General features: G+C 60.8%; 15 protein-coding genes, 1 pseudogene and 1 riboswitch. Of the genes and pseudogenes, 13 read left to right on the forward strand and 3 right to left on the reverse strand.

Features of this window, described 5'->3' with window-relative positions; translation table 11 throughout:
* Window positions 1-86: 86 nt before the first annotated feature.
* A pseudogene (locus AC1DRN_RS13350) lies at window positions 87-308 on the reverse strand (DMT family transporter); the annotation flags it as partial.
* Between the two features lie 103 nt (window positions 309-411).
* Here AC1DRN_RS13350 and AC1DRN_RS13355 point away from each other — a divergent pair.
* Window positions 412-1,314 carry a LysR family transcriptional regulator gene (locus AC1DRN_RS13355; RefSeq protein ID WP_223461752.1) on the forward strand — a complete coding sequence of 301 codons (903 nt, stop codon included), beginning with the start codon at window positions 412-414 and terminating at the stop codon, window positions 1,312-1,314.
* Window positions 1,315-1,325: 11 nt separating this feature from the next.
* On the forward strand, window positions 1,326-2,618 hold the full coding sequence (waaA, locus tag AC1DRN_RS13360) for a lipid IV(A) 3-deoxy-D-manno-octulosonic acid transferase (protein WP_223461753.1): 1,293 nt from the start codon (window positions 1,326-1,328) through the stop codon (window positions 2,616-2,618).
* A 134-nt stretch (window positions 2,619-2,752) separates the two neighbouring features.
* On the opposite strand, the gene AC1DRN_RS13365 is transcribed toward waaA, so the two are convergent.
* Window positions 2,753-4,186 carry a TolC family outer membrane protein gene (locus AC1DRN_RS13365; protein ID WP_223461755.1) on the reverse strand — a complete coding sequence of 478 codons (1,434 nt, stop codon included), beginning with the start codon at window positions 4,184-4,186 and terminating at the stop codon, window positions 2,753-2,755.
* Between the two features lie 204 nt (window positions 4,187-4,390).
* Window positions 4,391-4,496, forward strand: a riboswitch (TPP riboswitch).
* A gap of 166 nt (window positions 4,497-4,662) precedes the next feature.
* Here AC1DRN_RS13365 and thiC point away from each other — a divergent pair.
* Both thiC and cytX read left to right on the forward strand, forming a co-directional pair.
* The gene (gene thiC / locus AC1DRN_RS13370) at window positions 4,663-6,552 is read left to right on the forward strand and encodes a phosphomethylpyrimidine synthase ThiC (RefSeq protein ID WP_223461757.1); all 1,890 of its coding nucleotides are present in this window, start codon (window positions 4,663-4,665) and stop codon (window positions 6,550-6,552) included.
* A 152-nt stretch (window positions 6,553-6,704) separates the two neighbouring features.
* Entirely contained in the window at window positions 6,705-7,997 is a 1,293-nt protein-coding gene (gene cytX, locus AC1DRN_RS13375; protein WP_223461758.1) for a putative hydroxymethylpyrimidine transporter CytX, read from the forward strand.
* Here cytX and AC1DRN_RS13380 read toward each other — a convergent pair.
* A complete protein-coding gene (locus AC1DRN_RS13380) occupies window positions 7,966-8,712 on the reverse strand; it encodes an RsiV family protein (RefSeq protein WP_223461760.1) in 747 nt (248 codons plus the stop codon). The genes cytX and AC1DRN_RS13380 overlap by 32 nt on opposite strands.
* Window positions 8,713-8,936: 224 nt before the next feature.
* Here AC1DRN_RS13380 and AC1DRN_RS13385 point away from each other — a divergent pair, with 224 nt between their 5' ends.
* The 9 genes from AC1DRN_RS13385 to AC1DRN_RS13425 all read left to right on the forward strand — a co-directional run bounded on the left by AC1DRN_RS13385 (window position 8,937) and on the right by AC1DRN_RS13425 (window position 18,385).
* The gene (locus tag AC1DRN_RS13385; protein WP_223461762.1) at window positions 8,937-9,554 is read left to right on the forward strand and encodes an NUDIX domain-containing protein; all 618 of its coding nucleotides are present in this window, start codon (window positions 8,937-8,939) and stop codon (window positions 9,552-9,554) included.
* Window positions 9,545-9,997, forward strand: coding sequence for a DUF1249 domain-containing protein (locus AC1DRN_RS13390; protein WP_223461764.1), 453 nt, complete (start codon window positions 9,545-9,547; stop codon window positions 9,995-9,997). Before AC1DRN_RS13385 ends, AC1DRN_RS13390 begins: the two co-directional genes overlap by 10 nt.
* 112 nt (window positions 9,998-10,109) lie before the next feature.
* On the forward strand, window positions 10,110-10,925 hold the full coding sequence (cpdA, locus tag AC1DRN_RS13395) for a 3',5'-cyclic-AMP phosphodiesterase (protein ID WP_223461766.1): 816 nt from the start codon (window positions 10,110-10,112) through the stop codon (window positions 10,923-10,925).
* Between the two features lie 217 nt (window positions 10,926-11,142).
* A complete protein-coding gene (locus AC1DRN_RS13400) occupies window positions 11,143-11,751 on the forward strand; it encodes a YqiA/YcfP family alpha/beta fold hydrolase (protein ID WP_223461768.1) in 609 nt (202 codons plus the stop codon).
* Between the two features lie 43 nt (window positions 11,752-11,794).
* Window positions 11,795-13,699, forward strand: coding sequence for a DNA topoisomerase IV subunit B (parE, locus tag AC1DRN_RS13405; protein ID WP_223461770.1), 1,905 nt, complete (start codon window positions 11,795-11,797; stop codon window positions 13,697-13,699).
* A complete protein-coding gene (locus AC1DRN_RS13410) occupies window positions 13,699-14,688 on the forward strand; it encodes an esterase-like activity of phytase family protein (protein WP_223461772.1) in 990 nt (329 codons plus the stop codon). Before parE ends, AC1DRN_RS13410 begins: the two co-directional genes overlap by 1 nt.
* On the forward strand, window positions 14,685-15,209 hold the full coding sequence (locus AC1DRN_RS13415) for a retropepsin-like aspartic protease family protein (RefSeq protein WP_223461774.1): 525 nt from the start codon (window positions 14,685-14,687) through the stop codon (window positions 15,207-15,209). Before AC1DRN_RS13410 ends, AC1DRN_RS13415 begins: the two co-directional genes overlap by 4 nt.
* 7 nt (window positions 15,210-15,216) lie before the next feature.
* Window positions 15,217-17,487, forward strand: coding sequence for a DNA topoisomerase IV subunit A (gene parC / locus AC1DRN_RS13420; RefSeq protein ID WP_223461777.1), 2,271 nt, complete (start codon window positions 15,217-15,219; stop codon window positions 17,485-17,487).
* A gap of 184 nt (window positions 17,488-17,671) precedes the next feature.
* Window positions 17,672-18,385 carry a PqiC family protein gene (locus tag AC1DRN_RS13425; RefSeq protein ID WP_223461779.1) on the forward strand — a complete coding sequence of 238 codons (714 nt, stop codon included), beginning with the start codon at window positions 17,672-17,674 and terminating at the stop codon, window positions 18,383-18,385.
* The last annotated feature ends 330 nt before the right edge of the window (window positions 18,386-18,715 follow it).

Raw genomic sequence — 18,715 nt, forward strand, 5'->3', positions numbered from 1 at the left:
ACTCGACGAAGAGCAGATTTGTTGGCGGATGCAAAACCTGTAGGAGCGAGCCTGCTCGCGATGAGGGCGTGTCAGTCGATATCAATGGCGACGCTGACCATCACGATCCCCATGCCGGCCCACACGGCGTACGCCACACCCACCGGAACGCTGCGCACCACCAGGGTCAGCATCCAGAAGGCAATGCCGTAGCCGAGAATGACCAGCACCAATGGCAGCGGGGTGCTGAGGCCTTTGACGGCTTTCATCGAAACAGTGGCAATCACTTCGGCGCAGATGGCAATGGCCAGGTAGTAGTAAGCGGTCATGGTTCAATCCTCGTGTGAAGTGTTGCTCTCTGAGGTCGGCATTCTAGTGATTCGCCAGATGCGGTAAAGTCATTACCTATCTGTTTATAAGATGGGTTGAGCCATGAGCATGCAATGGAATCTGGAGCAGTTGCGGTTGTTTGTCAGCGTAGCGGAGCAGCGTTCGTTTTCTGCCGTGGCGCGGGATCAGTGCAAGGCGCAGTCGGCGGTCAGCAGTTCGATAGCGTTGCTGGAAGAAGACCTGGGTGTCAGCCTGTTCGACCGTAGCAGCGGGCGTCAACCGAAGCTCACTGAAGCCGGTACGGCATTGCTGGACGAAGCGCGGGAGGTGTTGCGCCAGTGCGAACGGCTCAACGGCCGGGCGCTGGCAATGATGCGCGGGCAGGAAGCGCGATTGCGTGTGGCGCAGGATGAAGCGATGCCGTATCAGCCGATCATCGAAAGCTTCGAGGCCCTGGCGGAAAAATTCCCCAGCCTTGAAGTGCAACTGACCAGCGCCGCCCAAGGCGATGTCGCGCGCAAGCTGGTGGAGCGGCGCGCCGATCTGGGGCTGCTGTTCTTTCACGATCAGATTCCCGAGGCACTTGAGCGGCGGGTGCTGGGCAGCGTGGAAATGGTCACGGTGTGCGGCAAGGATCATCCGTTGGCGCGTAAAGGCGCAGTGGACAGTCAACAATTGGCGCAACATCGGCAGTTGCTGATGTCCACGGCGTCGAGCATTTATCCCGGCAGTGACCCGGCCAGCCCGCAAGTCTGGCGCGCCGACAGTTTCTATGTGATGGCCGAATGGCTGGTACGTGGCCTCGGCTGGGCCTGGTTGCCACGCCACGTAGTGCAGTACCCGACTTATCAGAATCAGATGGTCGAACTGGTCAGCGAATGGACCCCGCCGGCTCTGGTGGTGGAACTGGTATGGCGCCGGGATGAGCCGCTAGGTCCGGCCGCGCGCTGGCTCGCCGAACGTTTTGCCGTGCACTTGCAGACGATTGGCGAAAAAAGCCGATAAACTCCGCCGCCATGAATAGAACTCTCTACACCGCGCTGTTTTATCTGGGGCTGCCATTGGTAGCGATTCGGCTTTGGCTGCGCGCGCGCAAGGCGCCTGCCTATGCCAGGCGCATCGGCGAGCGTTTCTCCTGCGCGATGCCGACGATGAAACCTGGCGGCATCTGGGTGCACGCCGTGTCGGTGGGCGAAAGCATTGCTGCCGCGCCGATGATCCGCGCCTTGCTGGCGCGTTATCCGAATCTGCCGATCACCGTGACCTGCATGACACCGACCGGGTCGGAACGGATCCTGGCACTGTTCGCCAATGAGCCGCGCATCCAGCACTGCTATCTGCCTTACGATTTGCCGTGCGCCGCCCGGCGCTTCCTCGATCGGGTCCAGCCGAAACTGGCGGTGATCATGGAAACCGAACTGTGGCCCAACCATATACATCAGTGTGCCAAACGCGGGATCCCCGTGGCGCTGGCCAATGCGCGACTGTCCGAGCGTTCGGCCAAGGGCTATGGCCGGTTTCCCAAGCTGACCCAGCCGATGCTGGCCGAGATGAGCCTGTTCGCGGTACAGACCGAAGCCGAAGCCCGACGCTTGCGCGACCTCGGCGCGCGGACGGAAACCGTCGAAGTGACCGGATCGATCAAGTTCGACCTGACCATCGACCCGCAACTGCTGGAGCGTGCTGTTGAGCTGCGCGGGCAATGGCAGGCGCTGGAGCGACCGGTGTGGATCGCCGCCAGTACTCACGAGGGCGAGGATGAAGTGGTGTTGGCAGCCCATCGTCAGTTGTTGGCCAGTCACCCCGATGCCTTGCTGATTCTGGTACCGCGTCATCCGGAGCGCTTCAATTCGGTGTACGGGTTGTGCCAGCAACAGGGGTTTGCCACGGTCCGGCGTTCCAGCGGCGATGCGGTCAGTGCGAATACGTCGGTGCTGCTGGGCGACACCATGGGCGAGTTGCTGTTTCTCTATGCCCTGGCGGACAGTGCATTCGTCGGCGGCAGCCTGGTGCCCAACGGCGGGCATAACCTGCTGGAGCCGGCGGCCCTGGCTAAACCGGTGTTGAGCGGTCCGCATCTTTTCAACTTCCTCGAAATCGCCGCCCAGTTGCGCAGTGCCGGGGCGTTGCAGGAAGTGGAGGATGCTGAAGGGCTGGCGGTGGCGGTGCAGCGTCTATTCGAACTGCCGCGAGATGCGCAGCGCATGGCAGAGGCCGGGTTGAAAGTGATGCGCACTAATCAAGGTGCGTTGCAGCGGTTGCTGGACGGGTTGGGGCGGTTGATCGACAACTCTTCAGTCCGCCAATGATCCTGTGGGAGCGAGCTTGCTCGCGATGGCGGCTGAACATTCAACACTTAAGTTGCCTGTCAGTCAGCGATCGTCGGAACGCCGCCCGGAGCAAGCTCGCTCCCACAAGGTTTGTGCTGCCTAAAATCTGATGGTCAAGGCCGGGCTTTCAACTGCTCAGCCGCAGCCTTGGCCAGATCTGGTGGCAGGAAATCCTTGTCCGGGTTGTAGTTGGGATTGAGCCAGCGTGCCAGGGTTTGCAGGTCCCCCGGATTCAACGTGCCGGCCTGTTGCTTCAAGCGCAGGTTGTCGAGGATGTAGTCGTAGCGGGTGTTGTTGTAGTCGCGCACCGAGGTGTAGAGCTGGCGCTGCGCATCCAGCACGTCGACGATGTTTCGCGTACCCACCTGATAGCCGATTTCAGTCGCTTCCACCGCGCTCTGGTTGGAGATGATCGATTGCTTGCGCGCCTGTACCTGCTCGACATCGGTGTTCACCGCGCGGTGCAGGTCGCGGGTATTTTCCACGATGCTGCGGCGCAGGGATTCGCGTTGCTGCTCGGTCTGGTCCAGCTGTGCATACGATTGACGCACCTGGGAGTTGATCAAGCCACCACTGTAGATCGGGATGTTCAGTTGCAGGCCAACGGTCGTTTGCTCGGCGTTGCCACCGAACGGCACAGGCTGGTTATTCGGGTTGCTGAAGCCCAGTGCGTCGTTGTCGCCTTTCTCGTACTTGGCTATCGCATCAACCGTTGGCAAGTGCCCGGACTTGCGCTGCTTGAGGGTTTGCTCGGCGGCGCTGACAGCATAGTTGCTGGCCAACAGATTGAGGTTCTGCCTGCCCGCCGTTTCGACCCAGGCCTTGGCGTCGTTTGGTACTGGCGGCAGGATCGGCAGGTTATGGCTGATGCCCCAGATCGAGTTGTACTGGCGGTTGGTCAGGGTGATCAATGCTTCAAAGGCGTCGTCCACCTGGCGCTGCGCAACGATCCGGTTGGCGCGTGCGGTGTCGTAGCTGGCTTGTGAGTTCAATACGTCGGTCTTGTCCGAGAGACCAACATCGAAACGCTCGTTGGATTGATCGAGCTGACGTTTGAACGCCGCTTCTTCAGCCTTGGTCGAGGCCAGGTTGTCCTGGGTGCGCAGCACGTTGAAATAGCTGTTAGCGGTTTGCAGGATCAGGTTTTGCTCGGTCGCCGAGAGTTGCAGGGCGGCCTGTTCGTTGACTTCCTTGGCGGCCTGGAACTGGAACCAGCGGTCAGCCCGGAACAGCGGCTGCGCCAAAGTGGCCTGGTAGGAATGAGCGTCGCGGTTGAGCGTGGAGGATGGCTGATCGAGATCCGTACGCACCTCGGAAATATTCGCGCCGCCCGAGAGGTTCGGCAGCAGCCCGGCGCGGGCCTGGGGTACGACTTCCTTCTGCGCGCCGTATTGGGCGATGGCAGCCGCCAGGTCGGCGTTGTTGTTGACGGCTTCCTGATAAACGCTGACCAGGTCCGTCTTGTTCGATAGGGGCGCATCTGCTGCCCAGGCCAATCCGTTGGACGCACAAGACACGGCAAGGGCCAGTGAGAGTTTGCGCAGCATAGACGATCCCTAGAATTGATATTACAGAGGTAATTTGAGCGCCAAGGCTAAGGCCCCGCTTTGACAGCGTCAATGCCGGCTCAGCGTAGCGAGTGTAGTTGCGCATTCAGGCGGCAACAATCCTGATACTGCGTGTAATTACGCCATTCATCATGGTATTTGCAGTGGGGTTGGCGTTCTTTGCCAGTTGTGTCTAGACTGGCCGGGTTCTTGTCGGGGTGCCTTGCTATGAGGCTGAGATCGAATAATTTCGGATCCCGTTGAACCTGATCAGGTTAGCGCCTGCGTAGGGAACAAGATTTCTCGTCACCCGGCGAGTCCTCTTGTGCTTCGTCCGGGATGTTGTTCGACAATCGAACACCCCTCGAGTATTGAGCACAGCACAGCTGGTTTTCCCAGCGCCCGTGCGTCCATTCGTTTACAGGTTCGCTCCGACAAAAAATCCACTGCCTGGATGTTTGTCTGGAGAGCCCGTGATGACTACAAAATCAAAAATCGCAACCAATCTGAGTGACTCGGCCAAGGTCGATCAGCAATCGGTTAAGCCGTTTACCCGCTCGCAAAAAATTTATGTCCAGGGCAGTCGTCCCGACATCCTCGTGCCGATGCGCGAAATCAGCCTGGACGTGACCCCGACCGACTTCGGCGGCGAAATCAACGCGCCGGTAGTGGTGTACGACACCTCGGGCCCCTACACCGACCCCAATGTCATCATCGATGTGCGCAAAGGCCTGGCTGACGTGCGTTCGCCGTGGATCGAATCCCGTGGCGATACCGAGCGCCTGAGCGGCCTGAGCTCCAACTTCGGCCAGGAGCGCCTTGCCGATCCGGAGCTGGCCAAGCTGCGCTTCGCCCACGTCAACAACCCGCGCCGCGCCAAACCGGGTGCCAACGTCAGCCAGATGCACTACGCGCGCAAAGGCATCATCACCGCCGAGATGGAATACGTCGCCATCCGCGAAAACATGAAGCTGGAAGAGGCCCGCGCCGCCGGCCTGCTGGACCAGCAACACGCGGGCCACAGCTTCGGCGCCAGCGTACCGAAAATCATCACCCCCGAATTCGTCCGTGACGAGATCGCCCGCGGCCGTGCGATCATTCCGGCCAACATCAACCACACCGAACTGGAACCGATGATCATCGGCCGTAACTTCCTGGTGAAGATCAACGGCAACATCGGCAACAGCGCCCTGGGTTCGTCCATCGAAGAAGAAGTGGCGAAATTGACCTGGGGTATTCGCTGGGGCGCGGACAACATCATGGACCTGTCCACCGGCAAGCACATCCACGAAACCCGCGAGTGGATCATCCGCAACTCGCCGGTGCCGATCGGTACCGTGCCGATCTACCAGGCCCTGGAAAAAGTCGGCGGCGTGGCCGAAGACCTGACCTGGGAGCTGTTCCGCGACACGCTGATCGAACAGGCCGAGCAGGGCGTCGATTACTTCACCATCCACGCTGGCGTGCTGTTGCGCTACGTGCCGATGACCGCCAAGCGCGTGACCGGCATTGTCTCCCGGGGTGGTTCGATCATGGCCAAGTGGTGCCTGGCGCACCACAAAGAGAACTTCCTCTACACCCATTTCGAAGACATCTGCGAAATCATGAAGGCCTACGACGTCAGCTTCTCGCTGGGCGATGGCCTGCGTCCCGGCTCGATTGCCGACGCCAACGACGAAGCGCAGTTCGGCGAACTGGAAACCCTCGGCGAGCTGACCAAGATTGCCTGGAAGCACGACGTGCAGACCATGATCGAAGGCCCTGGCCATGTGCCGATGCAGTTGATCAAAGAGAACATGGACAAGCAGCTGGAGTGCTGCGACGAGGCACCGTTCTACACCCTCGGCCCGCTGACCACGGACATCGCGCCGGGCTACGACCACATCACCTCCGGCATCGGTGCGGCGATGATCGGCTGGTTCGGTTGCGCCATGCTTTGCTACGTGACGCCGAAGGAACACCTGGGCTTGCCGAACAAGGACGACGTGAAGACCGGGATCATCACCTACAAGATCGCCGCGCACGCCGCCGATCTGGCGAAGGGGCACCCGGGCGCGCAGATCCGCGACAATGCCTTGAGCAAGGCGCGTTTCGAATTCCGCTGGGAAGACCAGTTCAACCTGGGCCTCGATCCGGACACCGCCCGTTCGTATCACGATGAAACCCTGCCGAAGGATTCGGCCAAGGTCGCGCACTTCTGCTCGATGTGCGGGCCGAAATTCTGCTCGATGAAGATCACCCAGGAAGTCCGCGAGTATGCGGCCAACCAACGGATCGAAGCGGTCGACGTGGACGTCGCCCAGGGCATGGCCGAACAGGCCGAGCGGTTCAAGCAGGAAGGCAGTCAGCTTTATCAGAAAGTTTGATCTGACCTGACGTCGGCGGTGCTTGCACCGCCGCCATCGCGAGCAAGCTCGCTCCCACAGGGGATTTGTGAACGACACAGATCCCCTGTGGGAGCGAGCTTGCTCGCGATGGCGATCTTCACAACAACAAATGTCCCTCTGAGATAACACCCTTGAGCATTCAACCCAGCACTTATTCACCTGATGTCGCAGTGCCGACCGACAAACGTGTCTTCGGCGGCCGCGATCTGTTTTCCCTGTGGTTTTCCCTCGGCATCGGCCTGATGGTGTTGCAGACCGGTGCATTGCTCGCGCCGGGCCTGGGGCTGTCCGGTTCGTTGCTGGCGATTTTTCTCGGCACGCTGGTGGGTGTTCTGCTGTTGGCCGCCGTCGGCGTGATTGGCAGCGACACCGGCCTGTCGTCGATGGCCGCGCTCAAGCTCAGCCTCGGTGCCAAAGGCGCGAGCCTGCCGGCGGTGCTGAACCTGTTGCAATTGATCGGCTGGGGTTCGTTCGAAATCATCGTCATGCGCGATGCCGCCAGCCTGTTGGGCGCCAAAGCGTTCAGCGAAGGCAGTCTGCTGTCGAATCCGCTGCTCTGGACGCTGTTCTTCGGCGCCCTGGCGACCTTGCTGGCGGTCAGCGGTCCGCTAACGTTCGTGCGGCAGATCCTGCGCAAATGGGGTATCTGGCTGCTGCTGGCCGCCTGCACCTGGCTGACCTGGAACCTGTTCGCCAAGGCCGACCTGGCCGCATTGTGGGCTCAGGCCGGTGACGGTTCGATGCCGTTCGCCGTGGGTTTCGACATCGCCATTGCCATGCCGCTCTCGTGGTTGCCGCTGATCGCCGACTATTCGCGCTTCGGCAAACGGGCGAAAAACGTCTTCGGTGGCACCGCCATCGGTTTCTTCATCGGTAATTTCTGGCTGATGAGCCTGGGCGTGGCCTACACCCTGGCGTTCGCGCCAAGCGGTGAAGTCAATGCCTTGTTGCTGGCGCTGGCCGGTGCCGGCCTGGGGATTCCGCTGCTGCTGATTCTTTTGGATGAATCGGAAAACGCCTTTGCCGATATTCACTCGGCGGCGGTGTCCAGCGGGATTCTGTTGCGCGCCAAAGTCGAGCACCTGGCCCTGGCCATCGGCGTCATCTGCACGCTGATTGCCCTGCTGGCTCCGTTGGCCCAGTACCAGAACTTCCTGCTGCTGATCGGTTCGGTGTTTGCACCATTGTTCGGCGTGGTGCTGGTGGACCACTTCATCCTGCGCAAGCGTAGCGGCCAGGTGGCCTCGGCCGCGCTACGCTGGCCGGCGCTGCTCGCTTGGCTGGGCGGGATCAGTACTTATCATTTGCTGGCCAACCTGTACCCGGATGTCGGTGCCACCCTGCCGGCACTGGTCCTGGCAGGGCTGCTGCAGCTTGTGCTGGGCCGAGCCTTCAGTTACGGCCGGGAAACAGCTCGGGCTTGATGATCCCGTTAAGACGAGGGTAGGGGATCTTCAGTTCGACATGGCCCAGCGCGTAAGGCGCGATGCTGCTGGTTTCGTACTTGAGGATCACCCCGCCGTAGGTCAGTGCCACGTTCCGGGTTTTCTGGAACGGCCAGCTCTTCACGAACTCCGGTTCCTGATCGAGCTTGGTGCTGATCAGCCAGTTGTTGTGCGCCACCTGCGCCGCTTTCCAGAACGCTTCTTCCTGCCCCGGCACCAGCATGTCCGACAACGTCAGCACTTTATGCTGCTGGCGCGAGTAGTTGATAAAGCCTCGCCCCGGCGTGCCATGGTCACCGCCGGTGTCCAGGTAACTGGACAATTCGACGATCACCAATCCGTCATGCTGCTCACGTACTTTCGCTTGCAGATAGCTACTGCTGCGCGGGCCGGCGGTGCGCAAAAACTCCTCGCGATAGGCCTCCAGGGTCGGCGCTACCGGAGCGTCAGGCGAGGTGCGGGTCATTTGCAGCAGGCGTTTTTCGATGATGCCGTCCAGTGCAGGCTCGGCCGGGAAGCGCAGGGTGTCGATGTTGACCAGCGGGCAATCCGGGTTGCTGCAACCGGGCTTGAGTTGCTCGGAGGCATCGCGCGTGGTTTCCAGCGGCGTCCGGTAGTTGGGCTGGAACAGACTCGCGCAAGCGCCAAGGGTCAGGGCGATAGCGGCCACGGAGGCGATTTTGAAAAACGACATGTGCGTCCTTTCTGAAACAGGGGAAGGCAAAAAGTTACCGGCTTCGACTCTCAACAAAGCAGTCAGTTCGCCACTAAGCTAATTAGAGTGGGTTTCGCCCTCACCGTCTATCCCGCTGACGGGAAAGGAGCTGCATCAAACATCACGGGCGCGTTAGGATGGCGCGAAGTCGAGGCCCAGGAAAAAAGCAGCCTCGAACAGGATTTGCAGTAACGAGGATAGTCATGAAGGATTTTACCAACGCCATTCCGACCGCCGTTGATATCGTGCGGCGCGAAAAGTGCTACGAGGGCTTCTACAAACTCGAACGCGTGCACCTGCGCCACGAATTGTTCGCCGGGGGCATGAGCCGCGAGATCAATCGTGAGGTGTTCGTTCGTCATGACGCGGTCTGCATGCTGCCTTACGATCCGCAGCGCGATGAAGTGGTTCTGATCGAGCAGTTTCGCGTCGGAGCCATGGGCAAGACCGACAACCCGTGGCTGATCGAACTGGTCGCTGGTCTGATCGACAAGGATGAAGTGCCGGAAGCAGTTGCTCACCGCGAGGCGCAGGAGGAAGCTGGGCTTGAAATCGGGGCGCTCTGGCCGATGCTCAAATATTTTCCATCGCCGGGCGGCAGCAACGAATTCGTACATCTGTACCTGGGGCGTTGCGACAGTACCGGGGTTGGCGGCCTGCATGGGCTGGAGGAAGAGGCAGAAGACATCCGCGTCACGGTCTGGGCTTTCGAAGATGCCCTGCAAGCCGTACGCGACGGACGTATTGCCAACGCGGCGAGCATCATTGCCTTGCAATGGCTGGCTTTGAACCGCGTTGAAGTGAGGGGGTTATGGTCGTAAACAAGCTGCGCGATCGCTATCGGGTGGACCTGGTGGGGCTGCAAGCGTCTTGCGAGGCGAACTACGCGCGCCTGATGCGACTGCTGCCGGACATGCGCTGCGAGCCCGCCGCGCGGCGCATTGCCGTGACCCATGGCGACCAGATGCTGGGTGTGCTGGCCCTGGAAGTGCTGCTGACCTGTCCTTACACCACGACCCTGCAAGTGCGCCAGGAGCACAGCCTGCCCTGGCTGCCGGTGCCGCAACTGGAAGTACAGGTCTATCACGACGCGCGCATGGCCGAAGTGGTCAGCGCCGAACATGCGCGACGCTTTCGTGGCATCTATCCTTACCCGAACGCCGCGATGCACCAGCCGGACGAAAAAGCCCAGTTGAACATGTTTCTGGGCGAATGGCTGAGCCATTGCCTGGCGCTGGGGCATGAATACGAAGTAGTACGTTAGTAGTGAAGCGCAGTTGTGAACTGTGTCAGGTTCACAGGTTTCCCCTTTCGATCGTCCCCCAGCATAATTGCGGCACTTACCCATCCCCGTGATCACGCCCTGGGAGAACGCCTTGCCGAGCGTATCCACATTGACCACCGCCGATCCGGCGTTGCTGGTGCAACTCTCCGACAGCCACCTGTTTGCCGAAGCGGACGGCGCGTTGCTGGGCATGAACACCCGCGACAGTCTGCAAAAGGTCATCGAGCTGGTGCGCGGGCAACAGCCGCGGATTGACTTGATCCTGGCCACAGGTGACCTGTCCCAGGACGGGACGCTGGAGTCCTACCAGCAGTTTCGCGACATGACGCGCCAGCTTGATGCGCCGGCGCGCTGGATTCCCGGCAATCACGATGAGCCGCGAATCATGGCCGAGGCGGCGGTGCAAAGCGCTTTGCTCGAACCGGTGGTGGATATTGGCAACTGGCGGGTCACCTTGCTCGATTCGGCGGTGCCAGGCTCGGTGCCGGGATATTTGCAGGATGAACAGCTGCAGTTGCTCGCCCGCTCGTTGAGCGAAGCGCCGGATCGCCATCATCTGGTGTGCTTCCACCATCACCCGGTGTCCATCGGTTGCGCATGGATGGAGCCTATCGGCCTGCGTAATCCCGAGGCGTTTTTTGACGTGCTGGATCGTTTTCCACAGGTACGTGCCGTGCTGTGGGGGCATGTGCACCAGGAAATCGATCAATTACGTAACGGCGTGCGTTTGATCGCCTCGCCCTCGACCTGCATCCAGTTCGAGCCGGGCAGCGAGGATTTCAAGGTCGGGGAACAGGCGCCAGGCTATCGCTGGTTGCGGCTGCTGCCCGACGGGCGGCTGGAAACCGGGGTGGAGCGGGTTACCGGGTTCGATTTCACTGTGGATTACGGTTCCAACGGCTACTGATTTTTTCATTTTTCTGGAAACCGAGGTGCGGCCATCGCGAGCAAGTCGAATCGTCGCACCGTCGCTCCCACAGGGATTTTGTGAACGACGCAAAACTAGTGTGGGAGCGAGCTTGCTCGCGATGGCGGCGGTGCAGGCACCTGATTTTTGCGGGTATCCCCGTTTCTCCCTGCGCCCTGTAAACTCCGCCTCTTTAGCCGACGCACAGGGAGCTCAAATGTCCGGTTCGATCCTTTATATCCACGGCTTCAACAGCTCGCCGTTGTCGAAGAAGGCCTGTCAGTTGATCGAGGTGATGGAGCGTCTGGGCCTGAGTGAACACTTGCGCGTTCCGGCGTTGCACCATCACCCGCGCCAGGCTATTGCGCAACTGGAACAGGCGATTGTCGAACTGGGGCGGCCACTGCTGGTCGGCAGCTCACTCGGCGGCTACTATGCGACTCACCTGGCTGAGCGCCTTGGCTTGAAAGCCCTGTTGATCAACCCCGCCGTCGGTCCGCACCGGATGTTCGACGGCTATCTGGGGACGCAGAAAAACCTGTATACCGAAGAGACTTGGGAAATGACCCACGACCACGTGACGGCCCTGGCCGAACTGGAAGTGCCGGCGCCCCAGGACCCACAGCGTTATCAGGTGTGGTTGCAGACGGCTGACGAAACGCTGGACTATCGCCTCGCCCAGCAGTATTACCGGGCCTGTGCCTTGCGCATCCAGGCCGGCGGCGACCATGGTTTCCAGGGGTTTGCCGCACAGCTTCCGGCCATGCTGAGTTTTGCCGGCATTGGCGCAGATTTGTATCAGGCGATCGATTTCACGGCATTGTGAATTCTCGCCCCTATTTTCAATGAACGACTGACGACGAGACCCCATGGCCACTCCCAGCGCTAGCTCTTATAACGCAGACGCCATCGAAGTCCTCTCGGGCCTCGACCCGGTGCGCAAGCGCCCCGGCATGTACACCGACACCAGTCGGCCGAACCACCTCGCCCAGGAAGTCATCGACAACAGTGTCGACGAAGCCTTGGCCGGGCATGCCTCATCGGTGCAGGTGATCCTGCATGCCGACCATTCTCTGGAAGTCAGCGATGACGGCCGTGGCATGCCGGTGGACATTCACCCTGAGGAAGGTGTTTCGGGCGTCGAGTTGATCCTCACCAAGCTTCATGCCGGTGGCAAGTTTTCCAACAAGAACTACCAGTTCTCCGGTGGTTTGCACGGGGTAGGTATTTCCGTGGTCAACGCCTTGTCCACCGAAGTGCGGGTGCGGGTCAAGCGTGACGGCAACGAATACCAGATGACCTTCAAGGATGGCTACAAGGCCACCGAGCTGGAAATCGTCGGCACTGTCGGCAAGCGCAACACCGGCACCAGCGTGTTCTTCGCGCCGGATCCGAAATACTTCGACTCCCCGAAATTTTCCATCAGCCGCCTCAAGCACGTGCTCAAGGCCAAGGCCGTGTTGTGCCCGGGGCTGCTGGTCAGTTTTGAAGACAAGGCCACCGGCGAGAAAGTCGAATGGCATTACGAAGACGGCCTGCGTTCCTACCTGGTGGATGCGGTCAGCGAATTCGAGCGCCTGCCGGACGAGCCGTTCTGCGGCAGCCTGGCCGGTAATAAAGAAGCGGTGGATTGGGCGCTGCTGTGGCTGCCCGAAGGTGGCGACGCGGTCCAGGAAAGCTACGTCAACCTGATCCCGACAGCCCAGGGCGGTACTCACGTCAACGGTTTGCGTCAAGGCCTGCTCGACGCCATGCGCGAGTTCTGCGAATTCCGCAGCCTGTTGCCGCGCGGCGTGAAGCTGGCGCCGGAGGACGTCTGGGAACGCATTGCCTTCGTGTTGTCGATGAAGATGCAGGAACCGCAATTCTCCGGCCAGACCAAGGAGCGCCTGTCGTCCCGTGAGGCGGCGGCGTTCGTCTCCGGTGTAGTCAAGGATGCGTTCAGCCTGTGGCTCAACGCCAACCCGGAAACCGGTCTGGCGTTGGCGGAACTGGCGATCAACAACGCCGGCCGTCGTTTGAAGGCGAGCAAGAAAGTCGAGCGTAAACGCGTCACCCAGGGCCCGGCGCTGCCGGGCAAGCTGGCCGACTGTGCCGGGCAGGACCCGATGCGTTCCGAGCTGTTCCTGGTCGAAGGTGATTCCGCTGGCGGCTCGGCCAAGCAAGCGCGGGACAAAGAGTTCCAGGCGATCCTGCCGTTGCGCGGCAAGATCCTCAACACCTGGGAAGTCGACGGCAGCGAAGTGCTGGCCAGCCAGGAAGTGCACAACATCGCCGTGGCCATCGGCGTCGATCCGGGCGCGGCGGACATGAGCCAACTGCGCTATGGCAAGATCTGCATCCTCGCCGACGCCGACTCCGACGGTCTGCACATCGCCACGCTGCTCTGCGCCCTGTTTGTCCAGCATTTCCGCCCGTTGGTGGATGCCGGCCACGTTTACGTGGCCATGCCGCCGTTGTACCGCATCGACCTGGGCAAAGAGATCTACTACGCCCTCGATGAAGCCGAACGCGATGGCATCCTCGATCGTCTGGTGGCCGAGAAGAAGCGCGGCAAGCCGCAAGTCACACGATTCAAAGGTCTGGGCGAAATGAACCCGCCGCAGCTTCGCGAGACCACCATGGACCCGAACACCCGGCGCCTGGTGCAATTGACCCTGGAAGATTTCGAGGCGACCTCGGAAATGATGGACATGCTGCTGGCGAAGAAACGCGCTGGCGACCGCAAGACCTGGCTGGAGTCCAAGGGCAACCTGGCCGAGGTGCTGGGCTGATGCGTCTGGGCTTTGCCCTGGCTTGTGGGTTGCTGTTGACGTCGTACACGGTATCCGCCGATCCGGCGCCACAGCTGCGCCTGTTGTCCGAACATGTCGTCGACGGTATGCGCGGCGGCAACCTGTCCGGGCTGGCGCAGTGCGGCAATGATCTGTGGGCGGTTTCCGACCGCGACGATAATCAGATCTACCGCCTGGATACCAGCGAATCTGTCTGGCAGGCCGAAACGGTGCACATCAACGCACCGCCAGTGCCTGACAGTGGTTTGCCCTGGGGGCTGAAGTCTCGCGTCTGGGGGGCTTCGTTCGTGCGTGGCGGTGATCTGGACTTCGAGGGCATCACCTGCGACAGCGCCGGCAATCGTTACATCGTCAGTGAAGGCCATGCCGCTGTCTTGCAAGTGCCGCCAACGGGGCCCGCCGCCTGGCTGAAGATCTCGCCGATGCTGGTTCGCGAGGCACGGGCCAGAGGCCTGCTGTTGCAATTCAATGCATTGTTCGAAGGGCTGGCGGTCAATCCGGCGGGCGATCAGATGTGGTTCGCCGCCGAGCGTGAAGGGCGCGGATTGCTGATGATCAAACGCAAGCAGACGTTGTGGGATTGCGACGGTGGCTGCGTGCTGCTGAGCGAAGCGGGCATGGAAATGCAGCCCGAGCAGTTTCCTGACGCCAAAGCTGTACCGCGGGATTTTTCTGACCTGTCGCTGTTCAACGGCAAGCTGTTCACCCTTGAACGCAACGCCTACCAGATCTGCCGCCGGGATCCGCAGACGGCCAGGGTCGAGCGTTGCTGGTCGTATGCCGCCGAGTTGTTGCAGGCAAACCGTCGTTATCCACAGAACTACGGGTTGGAAGAAGCATTGATCGTGGATGCCGATGGCGCCTGGATCGGTGTCGACAATAACTTCGGCGCCCGCGCCGATGGCGAAGTCCGTCCGGTGGTCTGGCGCTTCGCTGCACCGGAAGGTGGCTGGAGTGCCAAGCCATGAGACAACAAACCCCGGGGCAGCGCATCGGCCGGGTATTCATGGTGCTGGCCTGGTGTGCGGCGCTGTTTCTGGCCACACGGTTTTTCGGCCAATGGGAAGCGCGTCAGCAAAATCCGAATGTGGTGGTCAGTTCGGAGCAGGGCGAAGGTTTCATCGAGGTGAAACTGGTGAGCAATGTGCAGGGGCATTTCGTCGCCAGCGGCCAGATCAACGGCCAGCCGGTGGGCTTCATGCTCGACACCGGGGCGACTGATGTGTCGATTCCGGCGGACCTGGCCAAGCGCTTGAAGCTCGAAGAAGGATTCGGCGTGACCCTGAGCACGGCCAATGGCTTGAGCCAGGGCTATCGCACCCATATTGAACGCCTGCAACTGGGCGACATAGTGCTGCGGGATGTACGCGCACTGGTGGCCCCGGGGCTGCATGGCGATCAGGTGTTGCTCGGCATGAGCGCACTGAACAAACTTGAATTTACCCAGCGCGGTGGCACCATGCTGCTGCGCCAGACAACGAACCGATGAGGCCCGCATGAGCGACTCCCTTGATCTCAGCCTGGACGGTGTAGAACGCCGCTCGCTGGCTGACTTCACCGAAAATGCCTACCTCAACTACTCCATGTACGTGATCATGGACCGTGCCTTGCCGCATATCGGCGACGGCCTGAAACCGGTACAGCGGCGTATCGTCTACGCCATGAGCGAGCTGGGGCTGGACGCCGATTCCAAGCACAAGAAATCGGCGCGTACCGTCGGTGACGTGCTCGGTAAATTCCACCCCCACGGCGATTCGGCCTGCTACGAGGCCATGGTGCTGATGGCCCAGCCGTTCAGCTATCGCTACACGCTGGTCGACGGCCAGGGCAACTGGGGTGCGCCGGATGATCCCAAGTCCTTCGCCGCCATGCGTTACACCGAAGCGCGGCTGTCGCGTTATTCCGAAGTACTGCTCAGCGAACTGGGCCAGGGCACGGCGGACTGGGGGCCGAACTTCGACGGCACGCTGGACGAGCCACTGGTCTTGCCGGCCCGTCTGCCGAACATTCTGCTCAACGGCACCACTGGCATTGCCGTTGGCATGGCCACTGACGTTCCGCCGCACAACCTGCGGGAAGTCGCCACCGCCTGCGTGCGCTTGCTCGACGAGCCCAAGGCCACGGTCGAACAGCTCTGCGAACACATCCAGGGCCCGGACTACCCGACCGAAGCGGAAATCATCACCCCGCGCGCCGACCTGCTGAAAATCTACGAAACCGGTCGCGGATCGGTGCGTATGCGCGCCGTGTATCACATCGAAGACGGCGACATCATCGTCACCGCGCTGCCGCATCAGGTCTCGGGCGCCAAGGTGCTGGAACAGATCGCCGCGATGATGCAGGCCAAGCCGTCCAAAGCGCCGCAAATTGCCGACTTGCGTGACGAGTCCGACCACGAAAACCCGTGCCGGATCGTGATCATTCCGGGCGCGCGGAAAAACTTCGACCACGATGCCTTGATGCAGCACCTGTTCGCCAGCACCGAGCTGGAGTCGAGCTACCGGGTCAACATCAACATCATCGGCCTGGACGGCAAGCCGCAGCTGAAAAACCTGCGGGCGCTGCTGGTCGAATGGCTGGAGTTCCGGGTGCAGACCGTGCGTCGTCGCCTGCAATTCCGTCTCGACAAGGTCGAGCGTCGCCTGCACCTGTTGGACGGTTTGTTGATTGCCTACCTCAACCTGGATGAAGTGATCCACATCATCCGTACCGAGGAGCATCCACGGGCCAAACTGATCGAGCGTTTCGCCCTGAGCGAAATCCAGGCCGACTACATCCTCGACACCCGTCTGCGTCAGTTGGCGCGACTGGAAGAGATGAAGCTGCGTGCCGAGCAGGATGAACTGCTCAAGGAACAAGCCAAGCTGCAAGCCCTGCTGAGCAGCGAAGCCAAACTGAAGAAACTGGTGCGTAGCGAACTGATCAAGGACGCGGAAACCTACGGTGATGACCGCCGGTCGCCTATTGTCGAGCGCGCCGAGGCCAAGGCCCTGACCGAGCACGATCTGCTGCCGAACGAGAAAGTGACGGTCGTGCTGTCGGAAAAAGGCTGGATTCGCTCTGCCAAAGGCCACGAAATCGACGCCACGGGGCTTTCCTACAAGGCCGGGGACGGTTTCAAGGCCCTGGCAGCCGGACGCTCCAACCAGTTCGCGGTGTTTATCGACTCCACAGGTCGCAGTTATTCGGTGGCCGCCCACACCTTGCCGTCGGCTCGTGGCCAGGGTGAACCGCTGACTGGTCGCCTGACGCCGCCGCCAGGGGCGAGTTTCGAATGTGTGCTGATGCCGGAAGACGATGCGCTGTACGTGATCGCCTCCGACGCCGGCTACGGTTTCGTGGTCAAGGGTGAAGACCTGCAAGCCAAGAACAAGGCGGGCAAGGCCTTGTTGAGTCTGCCGAACAATGCCAAGGTCATGCTGCCGCGCCCGGTGGCCGATCGTGAGCAGAACTGGCTGGCGTCGGTGACGACCGAAGGTCGCCTACTGATCTTCAAGATCAGCGACCTGCCACAATTAGGTAAGGGCAAAGGCAACAAGATCATCGGGATTCCCGGTGAGCGAGTGGCCAGTCGCGAAGAGTATGTGACGGACATCGCCGTATTGCCGGACGGTGCAACACTGGTGTTGCAGGCCGGGAAACGTACCTTGTCACTGAAAGCGGACGACCTCGAACACTACAAGGGTGAACGCGGTCGTCGTGGCAACAAATTGCCGCGTGGCTTCCAGCGGGTCGATGCGCTGCTGGTCGAAAACTCGATCAATTGACCGAAGAGCGCGAGTTAGAGGCGCCGATCTACGATTTAACCCGTAGTTCGGCGCTTTGCGCTGGAGTCGGAACGCATATTCACGGATGATATGGCCTTTCAAGCGCCGGCATTGCCGTGCGTTATTCATATTTGTTGAGTATTTTCACTGTGGTCAGCCTTTTAGCGATCACCTGGATGGGACGATGACTGCTCTGCGCCTTCCTTTTATTCTTTTACTCGCCGGCGTTCTTGGCCTGGCGGGTTGCAGCGTTCACCAGCCGGTGTCGTTGTATCAGCTGGACGCTGGTAGTCCGGTTCAGCCCGCACAGAACGCGGGCATGGCGGTATTGTTGGGGCCGGTCACCGTGGCCGACTACCTGCAACGCGAAACCCTGTTGCAGCGTCAGCCCGATGGCAGCCTGCAAGCCTCGACCGACGGTCGTTGGGCAGGCAGCCTTTCGTCGGATATCGATCAGTTGCTGCTGCGTCAGGTCGCAGGTCGCCTGGACAGCCAGCGCGTAGTCCTGGCCCCGGCGACAGTGGGCTTCACCCCGGATGTTCAGGTGCTGCTGACTATCACGCGCCTGGATTCGGGTGCAAAACAACCGGCGATCCTCGACGCGCAATGGCGCTTGATCGACCGTCGCGGACAGGTCCGTGACAACCGCATCATCCATTTGCAGGAACAGCATGCCGGTAGTACCGCGGCTCAGGTTCAGGCTCAGGGTGTGTTGCTGCAACGTCTGGCCGAGCAACTGTCGGTGGCGCTGAAGCCGCTGGCCAATCAGCCACCGATCGCCGAAGTCCCGCGCAAGCCGGCAGCCAAGGCGGCAGCACCTGCGGTAGAACAGGAGAAGCAGCCGAAGATCCCGATGGCCGCGCCGGTCCGGACGGATATGGAAGTGTTCCGCTTCTAAGCCTGGATGGATTTGAAACAAAGCCCGCATTGATGCGGGCTTTGTTGTTTCTGCAGGTTGGAGATATCTGGCGTCAGTTCCGGCCTCTTCGCGGGCAAGCCCGCTCCCACATCTATGGTTACCCCCTTTTCTGCAATACTGTTGTTGATGTCGTGTTTGGCTTGCTTTCATCTATCCGGCGTCTGAGTTGGGGTTGTGGCCCCCGCGCCTCGATGAGAATCGATGCCCAACGACCCTAATTAGGGGAACGGCCTTGCAGCCGTGTGAGAGCCCAGGGTTGTCGTCAGGCCGGTTGGCCGTTCATGTCATCAGTTATCCAGCATCGCAAAA

This window comes from Pseudomonas sp. P5_B3 (genome assembly GCF_056400405.1).

Coding starts and splice junctions, on each gene's coding strand:
- AC1DRN_RS13355 (WP_223461752.1), top strand. CDS start 412: ATGAGCATGCAATGGAATCTGGAGCAGTTGCGGTTGTTTGTCAGCGTA.
- waaA (WP_223461753.1), top strand. CDS start 1,326: ATGAATAGAACTCTCTACACCGCGCTGTTTTATCTGGGGCTGCCATTG.
- AC1DRN_RS13365 (WP_223461755.1), bottom strand. CDS start 4,186: ATGCTGCGCAAACTCTCACTGGCCCTTGCCGTGTCTTGTGCGTCCAAC.
- thiC (WP_223461757.1), top strand. CDS start 4,663: ATGACTACAAAATCAAAAATCGCAACCAATCTGAGTGACTCGGCCAAG.
- AC1DRN_RS13380 (WP_223461760.1), bottom strand. CDS start 8,712: ATGTCGTTTTTCAAAATCGCCTCCGTGGCCGCTATCGCCCTGACCCTT.
- AC1DRN_RS13385 (WP_223461762.1), top strand. CDS start 8,937: ATGAAGGATTTTACCAACGCCATTCCGACCGCCGTTGATATCGTGCGG.
- AC1DRN_RS13390 (WP_223461764.1), top strand. CDS start 9,545: ATGGTCGTAAACAAGCTGCGCGATCGCTATCGGGTGGACCTGGTGGGG.
- AC1DRN_RS13400 (WP_223461768.1), top strand. CDS start 11,143: ATGTCCGGTTCGATCCTTTATATCCACGGCTTCAACAGCTCGCCGTTG.
- parE (WP_223461770.1), top strand. CDS start 11,795: ATGGCCACTCCCAGCGCTAGCTCTTATAACGCAGACGCCATCGAAGTC.
- AC1DRN_RS13410 (WP_223461772.1), top strand. CDS start 13,699: ATGCGTCTGGGCTTTGCCCTGGCTTGTGGGTTGCTGTTGACGTCGTAC.
- AC1DRN_RS13415 (WP_223461774.1), top strand. CDS start 14,685: ATGAGACAACAAACCCCGGGGCAGCGCATCGGCCGGGTATTCATGGTG.
- parC (WP_223461777.1), top strand. CDS start 15,217: ATGAGCGACTCCCTTGATCTCAGCCTGGACGGTGTAGAACGCCGCTCG.
- AC1DRN_RS13425 (WP_223461779.1), top strand. CDS start 17,672: ATGACTGCTCTGCGCCTTCCTTTTATTCTTTTACTCGCCGGCGTTCTT.